At 62.6% G+C, this 14228-nt stretch carries 13 protein-coding genes; 9 read left to right on the top strand and 4 right to left on the bottom strand.

Translation table 11 applies throughout. The annotated features are described in order from the left end of the window. The first annotated feature begins 106 nt into the window (after positions 1-106). Both CAG02_RS00320 and CAG02_RS00315 read left to right on the top strand, forming a co-directional pair. Positions 107-1252 (top strand): SRPBCC family protein, encoded by a 1146-nt coding sequence (locus tag CAG02_RS00320; RefSeq protein WP_085710109.1) that lies wholly within the window; start codon positions 107-109, stop codon positions 1250-1252. Between the two features lie 56 nt (positions 1253-1308). After that, entirely contained in the window at positions 1309-2325 is a 1017-nt protein-coding gene (locus CAG02_RS00315) for an SMP-30/gluconolactonase/LRE family protein (protein WP_371856480.1), read from the top strand. A gap of 33 nt (positions 2326-2358) precedes the next feature. On the opposite strand, the gene CAG02_RS29735 is transcribed toward CAG02_RS00315, so the two are convergent. Then, entirely contained in the window at positions 2359-2529 is a 171-nt protein-coding gene (locus CAG02_RS29735; protein WP_170931552.1) for a hypothetical protein, read from the bottom strand. 109 nt (positions 2530-2638) lie between these two features. Continuing rightward, a complete protein-coding gene (locus CAG02_RS00310; protein WP_085710111.1) occupies positions 2639-2881 on the bottom strand; it encodes a YdcH family protein in 243 nt (80 codons plus the stop codon). 205 nt (positions 2882-3086) lie between these two features. Here CAG02_RS00310 and CAG02_RS00305 point away from each other — a divergent pair, with 205 nt between their 5' ends. The 7 genes from CAG02_RS00305 (at position 3087) to CAG02_RS00275 (ending at position 9274) form a co-directional block, all read left to right on the top strand. Next, positions 3087-3608: a DUF4142 domain-containing protein gene (locus tag CAG02_RS00305; RefSeq protein WP_085710112.1), complete on the top strand. Its 522-nt coding sequence runs from the start codon at positions 3087-3089 to the stop codon at positions 3606-3608. A gap of 239 nt (positions 3609-3847) precedes the next feature. After that, positions 3848-4699, top strand: a complete 852-nt coding sequence (locus tag CAG02_RS00300; RefSeq protein WP_085710113.1) for an STAS domain-containing protein — start codon at positions 3848-3850, stop codon at positions 4697-4699. 3 nt (positions 4700-4702) lie between these two features. Further along, on the top strand, positions 4703-5065 hold the full coding sequence (locus tag CAG02_RS00295; RefSeq protein WP_007959463.1) for an STAS domain-containing protein: 363 nt from the start codon (positions 4703-4705) through the stop codon (positions 5063-5065). After that, positions 5062-5466: an anti-sigma regulatory factor gene (locus tag CAG02_RS00290; protein ID WP_085710114.1), complete on the top strand. Its 405-nt coding sequence runs from the start codon at positions 5062-5064 to the stop codon at positions 5464-5466. The genes CAG02_RS00295 and CAG02_RS00290 overlap by 4 nt, the downstream gene beginning before the upstream one ends. Beyond that, positions 5463-6473 (top strand): ATP-binding protein, encoded by a 1011-nt coding sequence (locus CAG02_RS00285; protein WP_085710189.1) that lies wholly within the window; start codon positions 5463-5465, stop codon positions 6471-6473. The genes CAG02_RS00290 and CAG02_RS00285 overlap by 4 nt, the downstream gene beginning before the upstream one ends. After that, positions 6466-7341, top strand: coding sequence for a sensor histidine kinase KdpD (locus CAG02_RS00280; protein ID WP_085710115.1), 876 nt, complete (start codon positions 6466-6468; stop codon positions 7339-7341). Before CAG02_RS00285 ends, CAG02_RS00280 begins: the two co-directional genes overlap by 8 nt. Further along, positions 7331-9274, top strand: a complete 1944-nt coding sequence (locus CAG02_RS00275; protein WP_085710116.1) for a response regulator — start codon at positions 7331-7333, stop codon at positions 9272-9274. Before CAG02_RS00280 ends, CAG02_RS00275 begins: the two co-directional genes overlap by 11 nt. Positions 9275-9394: 120 nt before the next feature. Here CAG02_RS00275 and CAG02_RS00270 read toward each other — a convergent pair whose 3' ends face one another. Beyond that, positions 9395-12028, bottom strand: coding sequence for an excinuclease ABC subunit UvrA (locus CAG02_RS00270; protein ID WP_085710117.1), 2634 nt, complete (start codon positions 12026-12028; stop codon positions 9395-9397). Positions 12029-12057: 29 nt separating this feature from the next. Continuing rightward, on the bottom strand, positions 12058-14169 hold the full coding sequence (locus CAG02_RS00265; RefSeq protein WP_085710118.1) for a PAS domain-containing hybrid sensor histidine kinase/response regulator: 2112 nt from the start codon (positions 14167-14169) through the stop codon (positions 12058-12060). Between the last annotated feature and the right edge of the window lie 59 nt (positions 14170-14228).

Below are 14228 nucleotides of genomic sequence, written 5' to 3'. Positions count from 1 at the left end.
CCGCTATGCACCGGAGCATGGCAGTTGTGACCTCAAGGTAGACCCTGCACAAACGGCGGGATCGGCTAATCTGCCGGGATAACGACAATATCCGCAGGTGACCGCAGTGAGGCAGACCACCGAGGCATTTCGCAGCCGCTATCGCGCGGCGATTCATCCGCTGTACAACCCGTGGCTGCACGGTGCCTTCGTGCTGTTGTTCGGAGTGCTGGCCATCGGCGCGTTCTGGGGCAGCGTGCAGCAGGTGCGTCCGCTGGAATGGCTGGCGGTGCCGCTGACCTTGCTGTTCTTCAATTTCGGCGTGTACGTGGTGCACCGCCATCTCGGGCATCACAAGAAAGCCTTCGCCAAAATGTTCTACGCCCGCCATGCCGGCGACCATCACAGCTTCTTCACCCCCGGCCACATGACCTGGGACAGCGCCCGCGACTGGCGGGTGATCCTGTTTCCGGCGTGGCTCATTGTCGTGCACACCGTGGTGATTACCCTGCCCCTATGGTGGCTGTTCGCACAGGTCAACGCCAACGTCGCCGGGCTATTCGGCGGCTGCATGGTGCTGGGTTATTTGACCTATGAGGTGTTTCACGCCTGCGAACACTTGCCGGAAAAGCATCCGCTGAGTCGTCTGCCGTGGATTCGCCAGATGCGCCGTCTGCACGAATTGCATCACCGGCGTGAACGCATGCAGGAGCGCAATTTCAACATCGTCCTGCCGTTGATGGATTACCTGTTCGGCACCCTCTACTGGGAGCCGGAACCCGTCCCTCTGACCGATTCGAGAACGCCCATGACCCGCATGCAGCATCCGATCGACATCGCCGGCGAGCCGATTGCCGTCCTCGCCTACGCCGCCACGGTCAGCCGCTGGCCGGAGTGGCACCCTTCCTCGCTGAAAATCGACGGCCCTGCCGGCCCGTTACATGCCGGCGCGCGTTTCGAGGAAGACATTCATGCCGGTGGCCGCGAAGGCCATTTGAGCTGGGAAGTCACCGAATACCTGCCAGGGCGACGCTGGTGTGCCCGAGCCCAGGGCGATCATGGATTGTCATTGCATCTGACTTACGAATGCTCGGCCCATAACGACGGCACACGATTCGTGCGCACCCTGGATTACCGCTTCGAGAGTCTGGGCATGCGCATCGCCAATCAGCTGTTGCTCAAACGCCGTATCGAACGTGAGTCGGCGGCCTCGATGCTGGCCTTGCGCGATATGGCGACCCGTCATCTGGCACTCGCGGGAGCTCACGTGTGAAGCTGCGCCATCTGATCTTGCTGCTGGTGATTTTGATTCTGGCCTTCCTGTTGCTGATGCCGACCAAAGTCGAGCCCGTGGCGTGGAAGCCGCAAACAGCACCGTCGCTGACCGAAGGGGTCTACGCGGACAATCAACGCCTCAAAAGCGCGAAACAGGTCGGCCCGGGCGATATCGAAGGCCCTGAAGCGCTGCTGCTGGAGGATGGTTTTCTGATCACCGGCCTGCACGACGGGCGCCTGTTGCGGAGCAGCCTCGACGGCCAGCAGCGTCAGGTACTTGCCGATACCGGCGGGCGTCCGTTGGGCCTGGCGCGGCACCCGAACGGCCTGCTGGTGATTGCCGACGGGGTCAAGGGCTTGCTGTCCCTGGATGCTCAAGGGCGACTGACCGCGCTGACCACCGAAGCCAATGGCCTGAAGTTCGGTTTCACTGATGACGTGGCCATCGACAAGTCCGGGCATTACGCCTATTTCAGCGATGCCAGCAGTCGTTGGGGTTACGGTCATGACGGCGAGGCGATCATCGAGCATGGCGGTGACGGGCGTCTGCTGCGCTATGACTTCCAGACCGGCAAGACCAGCGTCCTGCTCGACAAGCTGGAGTTCGCTAACGGTGTGACCCTCGGCCCGGAAGACGCCTATGTGCTGGTCAACGAAACCGGCGCCTACCGCATCAGCCGCTACTGGCTGACCGGGCCGAAGGCCGGCACCCACGACCTGTTCATCGACAACCTGCCGGGGCTACCGGACAACCTTGCTTTCAATGGCCGGGACCGTTTCTGGGTGGCGCTGTACACGCCGCGCAATCCGCTGCTCGATGGCACCGCCGGACACCCGTTCGTGCGCAAGATGATCGTGCGGGCGATGACCGTCGTGCCCAAACCGGTGGAAAAACGCGGGTTTGTGCTGGGGCTGGATCTGGACGGCAAGGTGATCGCCAATTTGCAGGATGCGAGCGACGGCAATTACTCGCCGATCACCACGGCGCGCGAATATGGCGACTGGCTGTATTTCGGCTCGCTGAAGGCCACGCATATGGCGCGGATGCCGCTGGATGCAGCCTTGAAGTGAATACCGTATCGACTTGCCAGCGATGGCGGACGGTCAGTTGCTGGACCGATCGAACTTGTCCGGGTCTTCATCCTCCGGCACCTCGTCGTCCTTCCGCTTTTCTTCCGGATGGCGGACGGTATGCGCCGGACTGTTCGGCTCGGGATGAGTGGGAACCGGGTCGAATGCACCCTGCTCTTCACTGGGGAATCTGGGTTTGTTCATAAGGCACCTCGCAAAGAGTCGCTAAGTGAAGACTCTGTACATTCGAGGTGCCGGTCGTGGCTGTCGTTCCAGTCGTGCCACCCCCGAAGGTCGATGGCGCGACTGACGGTCAGGTTCGAGCCTGCAATTGCTCGACGATCTTGTCTTTGACCTGCAAGCGTTTTTCTTTGAGTTTCTTCAGGGCGTCATCACTGGGCGCATCCGAGGCTGCCGTCTCGGCCTTGACGACCTCGGCGTCCGCCTGGGAATACTTGTTGATCAGTGCGTCCAGATGTGGATCCTCGGTGCGTCGTTGCTGGATCTCTTCCTTCGTAAGCTTCAAGTCCTGATACAGGTCATGGGTCACCGGCATGGAACACCTCCGTCAATTGATCGGCAGCCGACGCGACCGATTGCGTCAGCCATTACCAGAATGGCCTTGGTTGTACCCTTCTGTCGACCACCTGTCAGACCAGCGGTGGCCGTTCGTCGCCCTGAGGCAAATACGATAAAACCTTACGCAGCAGGCTTCCCTCCATTGAGTAACACCCCCAAAACATCTGCGTGGAGAAACACCAATGGACGGATTCAACCTGCGTCATCTCGCCCTCGCCATCGCACTGAGCACCGGCATGGGCAGTGCCTTCGCCGCCACCTCCAACAGTTTTGTCGATAATGCGGCGGCCGGCGGCATCGCCGAAATCGAAACCAGCCGCCTGGCCCTGGAAAAAAGCCAGTCGGCGGACATCAAGGATTTCGCCAACATGATGATCACCGACCATAGCAAGGCCAACGATGAATTGGCGGCCATTGCCCAGGCCCACGACATCAAGGTTCCGGACTCCACCACCCTCGTGAAACAGGCCAAGGAGAAGATCCTCGACATGCGCGACGAGTCCTTCGACGCCGCCTACGCCAACAACCAGGTCAAGGCCCACGAAGAAGCCATCGAGCTGTTCAAGAAAGAAGCCAACACCGTGACCGACGACCAGGTCAAGGGCGCCACCGAGCTCAAGGGCTTTGCCCAGAAAATGCTGCCTGGCCTGGAAAAACACCTGGCAGCCGCCAAGGAATTGCAGGCCAAACACCCTTCCAAATAATCGCAAATCAAGCCAAGAGGCCGCCTCCACTGGACGCGGCCTCTTTTTATTGGGCATTCAAAGGTGCGAAAGATCGGCGTCACCGGCCACGCCAACTAGAGTTAACGGGGCATTCCTTGCGCCGGATCAAAAATATCCTCACGGGAACGAACAACTATTTCGAACGGCCAGGGTCATTCACTTCGCGCCGGTCATTTTCCGAAGAGCCGGCCCCCAATTCGCAATGGAGCACGACGCACATGGCAGCACTGCAGAACAGCACACTCGATGCGATGAAAAACAAACAGACACAACTGCTGGGCGAATGGATCAACGGATTGCAGGCCAGCGGCGCCACCCGCAACCTCAAGGAACACGACATACAGCAGCAGACCAGCGAATTCCTGCAACTGGTGATCACTGGCCTGGAAAACGACAACGGCACCAACATTGCCGCGCCGGGCTGGGAAAACACTCGCCAGTTCCTCGAAAAACTCTCCCACAGCCGCGCCCTGCTCGGTCAGGACTCGCAACAAACCGCCAGTTTCATTTTCTCGCTCAAGGGCCCGCTGTTCGCCCTGCTGCAAAACCATTATCAGGATCAACCAGCGCTGCTGGCCGAACAGCTCTGGGAAATCTCCGAACTGCTCGACGCTTTCGGCCTGCACACCATCCGCACTTTCCAGAAATCCCGTGAGGCGGTGATCAAGCGTCAGCAGGAAGAACTGCTGGAGCTGTCCACCCCGGTGGTCAAACTGTGGGACGGCGTCCTCGCGCTGCCGATGATCGGCACCCTCGACTCGCAACGCACCCAGGTCGTCATGGAATCGCTGCTGCAACGCATCGTCGACACCGGTTCGGAAATCGCCATCATCGACATCACCGGCGTGCCGACCGTCGACACCCTCGTTGCCCAGCACCTGCTCAAGACCGTCACCGCGATCCGCCTGATGGGCGCTGACTGCATCATCAGCGGCGTGCGCCCGCAGATTGCCCAGACCATCGTCCACCTGGGCCTCGACCTGCAAGGCGTGGTGACCAAAGCCAACCTGGCCGACGCCTTGAAGCTGGCCCTGACCCGCCTGGGTATCACTCTCGCCAAGACGGTTTAAGCGATGGAACGTATCCCGATTCTCCAGATGGGCGACTTCCTGCTGGTGACCATCCAGGTCGACATGCATGACCAGCTCGCCCTCACCCTGCAGGACGACCTGTCCGAGCGCATCAGCAAGACTTCCGCCCGTGGGGTGTTGATCGACATCTCGGCGCTGGACATGGTCGATTCGTTCATCGGCCGGATGATCGGCACCATCTCCGGCCTGTCGAAAATCATGGATGCCGAAACCATGCTGGTGGGCATGCAGCCGGCGGTGGCGATCACCCTGGTCGAGCTTGGCCTCAACCTGCCCGGCGTCAGCACCGCGCTGAATGTCGAGCGCGGCATGAAACTGCTTCAGGAACGAGTACGCCAGCAATGACGGTGCGCAGCAGCGGTACGCAACCGATCAACATCGAGCAGGACGTGGTGCTGGCGCGGCAACTGGCGCGCAAACTGGCCACCGAGTGCGGCATGCGCCTGATCGACCTGACCAAACTGGTGACCGCCGTCAGCGAGCTGGCGCGCAACACCATGGTGTATGGCGGGGGCGGCGACATGGACTGGCAGATCCTCGACGACAACCACAAGGTCGGCCTGCGCCTGACCTTCCGCGATGAAGGCCCGGGCATTCCCGACATCAAACTGGCGATGACCGATGGCTGGACGTCCGGCAGCGGTCTGGGCCTGGGCCTGACCGGCGCCAAGCGGCTGGTGGACGAATTCGAACTGGACACCGCGCCCGGCAAAGGCACTCGCATAACGATCACCCGATGGACATGAACATCAGCGGGTCGTTGACCCAGGTCTTGCTGATCGAAGACAGCAGTCAGATCGGCCATGCACGGCGCACCGCCCAGCAGCTCGCCGAATCTCACGGCTTCGATGAACGCGATGCCGGGCGGGTGGCGCTGGTGGCCACGGAACTGGCGAGCAATGTGCTCAAGCACGCCGGTGTCGGCGAGCTGCACCTGCGCGCCCTGCCCCGCGCCAACGGTTTCGGCATCGAGATGCTGGCGGTGGATCGGGCCAAGGGCTTCGATCTGGAGGCCTGCATGATGGATGGCTTTTCCACTGGTGGCACCCAGGGCATCGGGCTGGGCGCGGTGGCGCGGCAGACCGAGGTCTTCGACGTGCATGCCGATGCCCGTGGCGCGGTGCTGCTCGCACGCCTTTATCCACGCAATGACCAGACGCCGGACCTGCGCTACGGCGTCAGCCAGCACTCACTGCACAACGACCCGGCATGCGGTGATGTCTGGCATCTGGCGGTTGATCGCAACAGTATCAGCGCGCTGATCGTTGACGGTCTGGGCCACGGCGAGGACGCCGAGCGCGCGGCCCGTGCCGGGGAGAAAGCCTTTGCACTGGATCCCTTCGCGGCTCCGGCGATGCTGATGGAGGACCTGCACCGGGAAATGATCGGCAGCCGCGGTGGCGCGGTGGCATTTGCCCAGTTCCATGGCGAACGCGACAGCCTGAGTTTCGCCGGTATCGGCAACATCGGCGCCAGCCTCGTCAGCGCCGACAAATCCCGTGGACTGGCCTCGCACCCGGGGATCGTCGGCGGCCAGTACCGGAAAGCCCGGCCCTTTGACTATGCTCACGTGAATGGACATCTATTGATCATGTACAGCGACGGCTTGCAGTCCCGTTGGAACCTTCAAGACTACCCCGGCCTGGTGCATCGCCATCCCGCCGTGATAGCCACCGTCCTGCACCGCGATTTCTGTCGCGGCCGCGACGATGTAACGGTGCTGGTCGTTGCCCTGGAGGCCGCCCATGGCTGAGTCCCCGACCTTGAGCAACGCAGAACAGAGCGCGTTGATCGCCCAGTTGCAGAGCGAAACCGCGGCACTGCGCGAAGAACTCGACGAAACCAATCAGGGCGTCCTCGCCCTGTACGCCGAACTCGACACCCAGGCCGAACAACTGCGCCAGGCCTCGGACCTGAAAAGCCGCTTCCTGTCGTACATGAGCCACGAATTCCGCACCCCGCTGGGTTCGATCCTGAGCATCAACAGCCTGCTGGCCGACGAACTCGACGGCCCGCTCAGCCCTGAGCAACACAAGCAGGTAGCGTTCGTCAGCAGCGCCGCCCGGGAACTCAGCGACATGGTCGACGACCTGCTCGATCTGGCGAAGATCGAGGCCGGACGCATCACCATTTCCCCGGCGTGGTTCGACATGTTCGACCTGTTCGCGGCGTTGCGCGGGATGTTCCGGCCGATTGTCGACGCCACGGCGGTGGACCTGATTTTCGAAGAACCGGTCGGCCTGCCGCGCCTGTACACCGACGACAAGAAGCTCGCGCAGATCCTGCGCAATTTCATTTCCAACTCGCTGAAGTTCACCACTCGCGGCGAGGTCCGTGTCTCGGCACGGCTTGAAGGCCAGGACAAGGTGCGTTTCGCCGTCAGCGACACCGGCATCGGCATCGCTACGGAGTTGCACGGCACCCTGTTCGAAGACTTCTCCCAGGTCGATTCGCCGCTGCAGAAACGCCTGCGCGGCACCGGGCTCGGATTATCCCTGTGCAAGCGTTTTGCGGAGCTGCTGGGCGGCGAAGTCGGCGTGGAAAGCGCACCGGGAGTCGGCTCGACCTTTTTTGTGATCATCCCGTTGGCGATCGCTCTGGAGAACGTCGATGAAACATGACATCCGCCTGTTGATCGTCGACGACAACGTCGCCACCCGCTACGCCCTGCGTCGGCGCCTGGAGCGCCACGGCTACGAAGTACTGGAGGCCGGCACCGGCGGCGAAGGTCTGGCGCTGATTGCCAGCGAAGAGCTGGATGCGCTGATTCTCGACGTCAACCTGCCGGACATGAGCGGCTTCGATATTGTCCGTGAACTGCGCGCCGATCCCGGCACCGCCCTGCTTCCGGTGATCCATGTGTCGGCGGCGTCGATCCAGACCGGCGACATCATCACCGGCCTCGACGCCGGGGCCGATGCCTACCTGATTCACCCGGTGGACCCGGACGTGCTGCTGGCAACCCTGCGCACCCTGCTGCGGGTGCGCGACACGGAAAATGCCCTGCGCGAAAGCGAGGCGCGCTTCCGGGAAATCTTCGTCAATGTCTCGGCGCCGATTGCGGTCATCGATGCAACCCTGAAAGTCCACGAGTGCAACCACGCCTTTGCCCAACTGATCCAGGACAACCGCGACGCGCAGATCCTCGACGAGTGTTTTGCCGAAGATCAGGTCGCCATCCTCAAGGAATTGCGCCTGCGACTGGTGGACGGCGAACGCTGGAAAGGCACGCTGAACATGCGCGTGCAGGGCGAAATCCGCGAAACCCAGTGGCAGATTTCCCCGTACCGCACGCCGGAACTGAGCCTGGTGTTCGTCGAAGACGTCACCGAACACCGCCACCGCGAACGCTCGCACCTGGCGCGGCTGGACGACACCACCACGCAACTGGCCAAGGAAGTCGCGGACCGGGTACGCGCCGAAGCGCAATTGCTGCAAGTGCAGAAAATGGACGCGCTGGGCAAGCTCACCGGCGGTATCGCCCATGACTTCAACAACCTGCTGACCGGGATCATCACCAGCCTGGAACTGATCCAGAAACGTGTCGCCGACGCCCGTCTCGACAAGGTGCAGTTCTACGCCGACGCCGCGCTGAATTCGGCGATGAGCGCAGCGTCACTCACCCATCGCCTGTTGGCCTTCGCCCGGCAACAACCGCTGGACACCCGGCCGGTGGACATCAACGATCACGTGCGTTCGCTTGAAGAGTTGCTGGTGCGCACCATTGGCGAACGCATCGCCCTCAAGCTCGAGCTGACCACCAAACCGGCCATTGCGCTGGTCGATCCGATTCAACTGGAAAGCGCCGTGCTCAACCTGGTCATCAATGCCCGGGATGCCTTGCCTCAGGGCGGCAATATCTGGGTCAGCACGTATGCGGCGTACTCCCACGGCGACCCGAATCTGACCGATGGCTCTTACGTAGCGCTGTCGGTACGCGACGACGGCACCGGCATCGAGCACAGCTTGATCGACAAGGTGTTCGACCCGTTTTTCACAACCAAGCCATTGGGTCAGGGCACCGGTCTGGGGTTGTCGACGATTTACGGCTTCGCCCGTCAGTCCGGCGGCGATGCACACATCCGCAGCGTGGCCCGGCGCGGCACCGAAGTGACCATCATGCTGCCGGCCACCACCGACCCGACGGCCGTCGATCTGGTGCCGCCAGCGGTCGATCCGCAAGGCTCCGGCGAGCATGTGCTGATCGTCGAGGACATGCCGTCGGTGCGGCTGTTCGTCACCGAAGTGCTGGAGGACGCCGGTTACCGCTGCACCCAGGCCGGCGATATCGAAACCGCGCTGGAGCGCCTGCAGAACGATCCGTCGATCAATCTGCTGCTGACCGACGTCGGCTTGCCGCGCATGAGCGGCCGCGAACTGGCGGACGTGGCCCGGGGCTGGCGCGACGGGTTGCCGATCCTGTTCATGACCGGCTACGCGGAAACCGCGATCAACCGTCAGGTGTTCCTCGGCGCCGGCATGGACATGCTGATCAAACCGTTCCAGATCAGCGAACTGCTGGACAAGGTGCGCCGCACGCTCGACGGGGCCTGATACACCGCCATCGCGGGCAAGCCCGCTCCCACAGTTTTTTGTGCCGTACACAAATTCGTGAACACATCAGACTCTGTGGGAGCGGGCTTGCCCGCGATGAGGCCGGCCCTGACGACGCAGTTAGCGGCTCAAGGCCCGGGCAAGAAACGGCGCAGTCCGGCTTTTCTTGTTCGCGGCGACCTTCTGCGGCGTACCGGCCACGACGATCTTGCCGCCCTGATCCCCAGCGCCCGGACCGATATCGATCACCCAGTCGCTCTGCGCCACCACGCGCATTTCGTGCTCGACCACGATCACTGTGTGCCCTGCGCTCACCAGGTTGTCCAGTTGCTCCAGCAAGCGGTCGACGTCTCGCGGGTGCAGCCCGGTAGTGGGCTCGTCCAGCACATACAACGTCGCACCACGGGCATTGCGTTGCAGCTCGGTGGCCAGTTTGATCCGCTGCGCTTCACCCCCGGACAGCTCCGTCGCCGGTTGTCCGAGGCGCAGATAACCGAGGCCGATATCGCGCAGCACTTCCAGTGAGCGGCGGATCGCCGGTTGCTCGGCAAACACCGTCACCGCCTCGTCCACGGTCAATTGCAGCACCTGAGCAATGCTCAACCCCTGCCACTGAATCGCAAGCGTCTCGGGGTTGTAACGTGCGCCATGGCAGGTCGGGCACGGCGCATACACGCTGGGCATAAACAGCAATTCAACACTGACAAAGCCCTCGCCTTCGCAAGTCGGGCAACGGCCCTTGGCGACGTTGAAGGAAAACTGCCCGGCGTCGTAGCCCGCCTCTTGCGCCTGAGGGGTGGCGGCGAACAGCTTGCGCACGTTGTCGAACAGCCCGGTGTAGGTCGCCAGATTGGAACGCGGGGTGCGGCCGATGGGTTTCTGATCGACCTGCACCAGACGCTTGATCGACTCCAGCCCTGCGCTGACCTGGCCTGTGCTTGCAGTCGGGGTATCGTCTTCCAGATTGAGCTCTTCCGGCTCGGCGTCACTGACGCTGCGCCCGAGTTGTGCGCCGACCAGTTCCAGCAGCGCTTGGCTGACCAGACTCGATTTGCCGGAGCCGGAGACGCCGGTGACCGAAGTGAAACAGCCCAACGGAAACTCGGCGCTGAGGTTGTTGAGGTTGTTGCGCGTGACGCCGTCGAGCTTCAGCCAGCCCGACGGTTTGCGCGCGGTGCGGGTCGGCCGTTGCTGTTCGGCGAACAGATAGGCGCGGGTCTGGGATTGCTCGATGGCTGAAAGCCCGGCAGGCGGACCGCTGTAGAGAATCTGCCCGCCCTTTTCACCCGCCGCCGGGCCGACATCGATCAACCAGTCGGCACGGCGCATGGTTTCCAGATCGTGCTCGACCACAAACACACTGTTGCCGTCAGCCTTGAGCCGCTGCAAGGCTGCGAACAGCGCCTCGCCGTCAGCCGGGTGCAAACCGGCGGAGGGTTCATCAAGCACGTAAATTACACCAAACAATTGCGAGCCCAATTGTGTAGCCAGCCGCAGGCGTTGCAACTCGCCGGACGACAGGGTCGGCGTGCTGCGCTCCAGGGCCAGATAACCGAGGCCGAGATCGGTCAGGGTGCTGACCCGCTCCAGCAAGTCCTCGGCAATGCGTTGCGCGGCCAGGCGTTTTTCCAGCGACAGGTTCGGTGTATGGCGCACGTCCGGCGCGTTGGCGTGGCCGCTGGCGCCATGGGCCACGCGCTGCTGGCGGGCTTCGCGAGTCTGGCTGTGGGTCAGGGTTTCGCCGGTTTCATCGGCGTGTTCCAGCCAGCTCGCGTCAGCTACCGGTTTCAAGATCTCGGCGACTTGCAGCAGCGGCATCCGCGACAACTCGCCGATGTCATGCCCGGCAAACGTCACCGACAGCGCCTCGCGTTTCAGGCGTTTGCCATCGCACAACGGGCACAGGCTGCCGAGCATGAATTGCGATACGCGCTTCTTCATCAGCGCACTTTGCGAATGGGTGAAGGTGTGCAGGATGTAGCGCCGGGCGCCGGTGAAGGTGCCCTGATAGCTCGGCTCCATCTTGCGTTCGAGGGCGACGCGGGTTTCTTCCGGCGTCAACCCGGCGTACACCGGAACCGTCGGCGTTTCCTCGGTGAAGAGGATCCAGTCGCGCTGCTTTTTCGGCAGCTTGCGCCAGGGTATGTCGACATCGATACCCATGGTGACCAGGATGTCGCGCAGGTTCTGTCCCTGCCAGGCCAGCGGCCAGGACGCCACGGCGCGCTGGCGGATGGTGAGCTCGGGATCGGGCACCATCAATGCCTCGGTCACTTCGTAGACCCGACCTAGCCCGTGACAATCTGGACAGGCACCTTGTGGCGTATTCGGCGAAAAGTCCTCGGCGTACAGCATCGGCTGGCCCGCCGGGTAACTCCCGGCGCGGGAATACAGCATGCGGATCAGGCTCGACAGCGTGGTCACACTGCCCACCGACGAACGTGTACTTGGTGTGCCACGTTGCTGTTGCAGCGCCACTGCCGGTGGCAGACCGTCGATGGAGTCGACGTCCGGCACGCCGACTTGATCGATCAGCCGCCGCGCGTAGGGCGCTACCGATTCAAAATAGCGGCGCTGCGCTTCGGCATACAAGGTGGAGAACGCCAGCGACGACTTGCCCGACCCGGACACGCCGGTGAACACCACCAGCGCATCCCGGGGGATGTCGACATCAACGTTCTTCAGGTTGTGTTCACGGGCGCCGCGCACGCGAACCATGCCGGCGGCGGAATTTGAGCTGCGCTTGGAAGTCATTGGCCAACCTTGGTCAGGGGATTCGAAGCTCAGGCACTGAGCACGGAGCGGATCATCTGCAACAACGCCTCGGGCCCGTAAGGCTTGCCGAGCAAATGAGTGTCGGGGCTGAGCTGATGATTGCGCGAAATGATGTCGCGGGTGTGGCCGGAGGTGAACAGCACGGCCACCGGTGGCATTTGCACCTTGGCCCACGCCGCCAGATCGGAGCTTTTGATCAGCCCGGGCATGACCACGTCGGTGAAGATCAGGTCCACCCGGGCGCCTTCCAGCAACATCTGCATGGCCGCGTCGCCATTCCCGGCAATCAGCACGCGGTAGCCTTCTTCGCGCAACAGTTCGACCGCCGAGGTGCGCACAGCTTCGTTGTCCTCTACCACCAGAATCGTTTCGTTGCCGCCCGCCTGCTGTCGACGCACACCGGGCGTCTCATCGATCAGCGGCCGCAGGCTGCGCGGGAAATACAGCTGCACCCGCGTGCCCTCGCCGATCTGGCTGTCGATCTCGACATGCCCGCCGCTCTGTTTGACGAAGCCGAACACCATGCTTAATCCGAGGCCTGTGCCCTGGCCATCGGCCTTTGTGGTGAAGAACGGTTCGAACACCTGCTCCAGCATATGCGGTGCAATGCCGACACCGCTGTCACTGACCGAGACCCGGACAAAATCCCCCGGCACGATGCCCTTGCCGGCGCAGAACGCCCGGTCCAGCGACGTGTTGGCGGCGCCGAGGACGATGGTGCCCTCGCCCTTCATGGCATCCCGGGCATTGATCGCCAGATTGAGAATGGCGTTTTCCAGTTGATTGCGATCGACGTTGATGTGCCACGGTTCTTCGGGCAACTGCACGTCGATCTGAATGGTTTCCCCGAGTGCCCGTTGCAGCAATTCGCCGACGCCTTCGAAGATCTGCCGTGGGTCGCACACCGCCGGCGACAGCGGCTGACGCCGGGCAAACGCCAGCAGTTGCGAGGACAACTTGGCACCGCGCTCCACCGCCGCCAGCGAAGCGCTGACCCGGCGTTGCACGTTGGCATTGTTCGGCTCGTGTCGCGCCAGTAAGTGCAGGTTGCCGGCGATCACTTGCAGCAAATTGTTGAAGTCGTGAGCCACACCGCCGGTGAGGCCACCGATGGCTTCGAGCTTCTGCGACTGGCGCAATTGCTCTTCGGCGTTGAGGCGTGCTTCCACTTCATCAGCCACGCGTTGCTCAAGGTTGCGGGTGAATTTGAGCAGGGACTCTTCAGCGGTCTTGCGTTCGTGGATGTCGATCAGTACCCCGGGGAAACGGTACGGCTGGCCTCGTTCATCGAACTCGCAACAGCCGCTGGCCAGCACCCACAGATGGCTGCCGTCAGCGCGGATCACCCGGTACTCGGCGTTGTAGGGTTCGCCGGTGCGCACCGAATTTTCGACGCACTCCTGCACCCAGGGGCGATCATCGGGATGAATGTGCGCTTCGGCAATGTGCTGCGGCAGGTTGGTCAGGTCCTGATCCGGCGGAAAGGAGAACGTGCGGGCGAAGCGCTCGTCCGCCGACAGCACGTTGTTTCTCACGTTCCAGACAAACGAACCGAGCAATGCCCCGGCATTCAGCGCCAGACGCACTCGCTCGTTGTCGGCGCGATAGGCGTCTTCGGCGGCCTGGCGCAGGCGTTCGGACAGCACCAGTTCGGTGGTTTCCACCACCATCGCCATCACGCCTGCCGGAACCCCGGCATCGTTGGCCACCGGGCTGTAATAAAGGTCGAGCCAGACATCTTCGGGCACGCCGTCGCGCAGCAGTACCAGATCCTTGTTGCGATATTCCAGGGTGCCGCCCGCCAGACAGGTGTCGACCACATGTCGATTGAAATCGGCGACTTCCGGCCAGCCCAGTTCCACCGGCACACCGAGCAGGTACGGATGACGCCCGCCGGCAAAGCGCGAATAGGCATCGTTGTAGATCATGTAACCGGCGTGGCCCCAGAGCATGACCATCGGCAACGGCGAGGCGAGCATCAGTTGCACCGTGCTGCACAGGCTGGCCGGCCAGGTTTCGAGGGGACCCAGATCCGTGCCGCTCCAGTCGAACGCACGGATTCGCCCGGCCATCTCGCCTTGCCAGCCGTCACACCCATGGCTATCGGATAAAAACTGCATTGGCTGCTTTAACGCCTTGTGGTTGATCCGGTTCAATCGCTGCGCGGTCAAGCGTCGCG

It is taken from the genome of Pseudomonas sp. R43(2017) (genome assembly GCF_002112345.1).
In the GTDB taxonomy this organism is placed as follows: Bacteria; Pseudomonadota; Gammaproteobacteria; order Pseudomonadales; family Pseudomonadaceae; genus Aquipseudomonas; species Aquipseudomonas kribbensis.
This window is presented reverse-complemented; position numbering and strand designations above follow the sequence as displayed.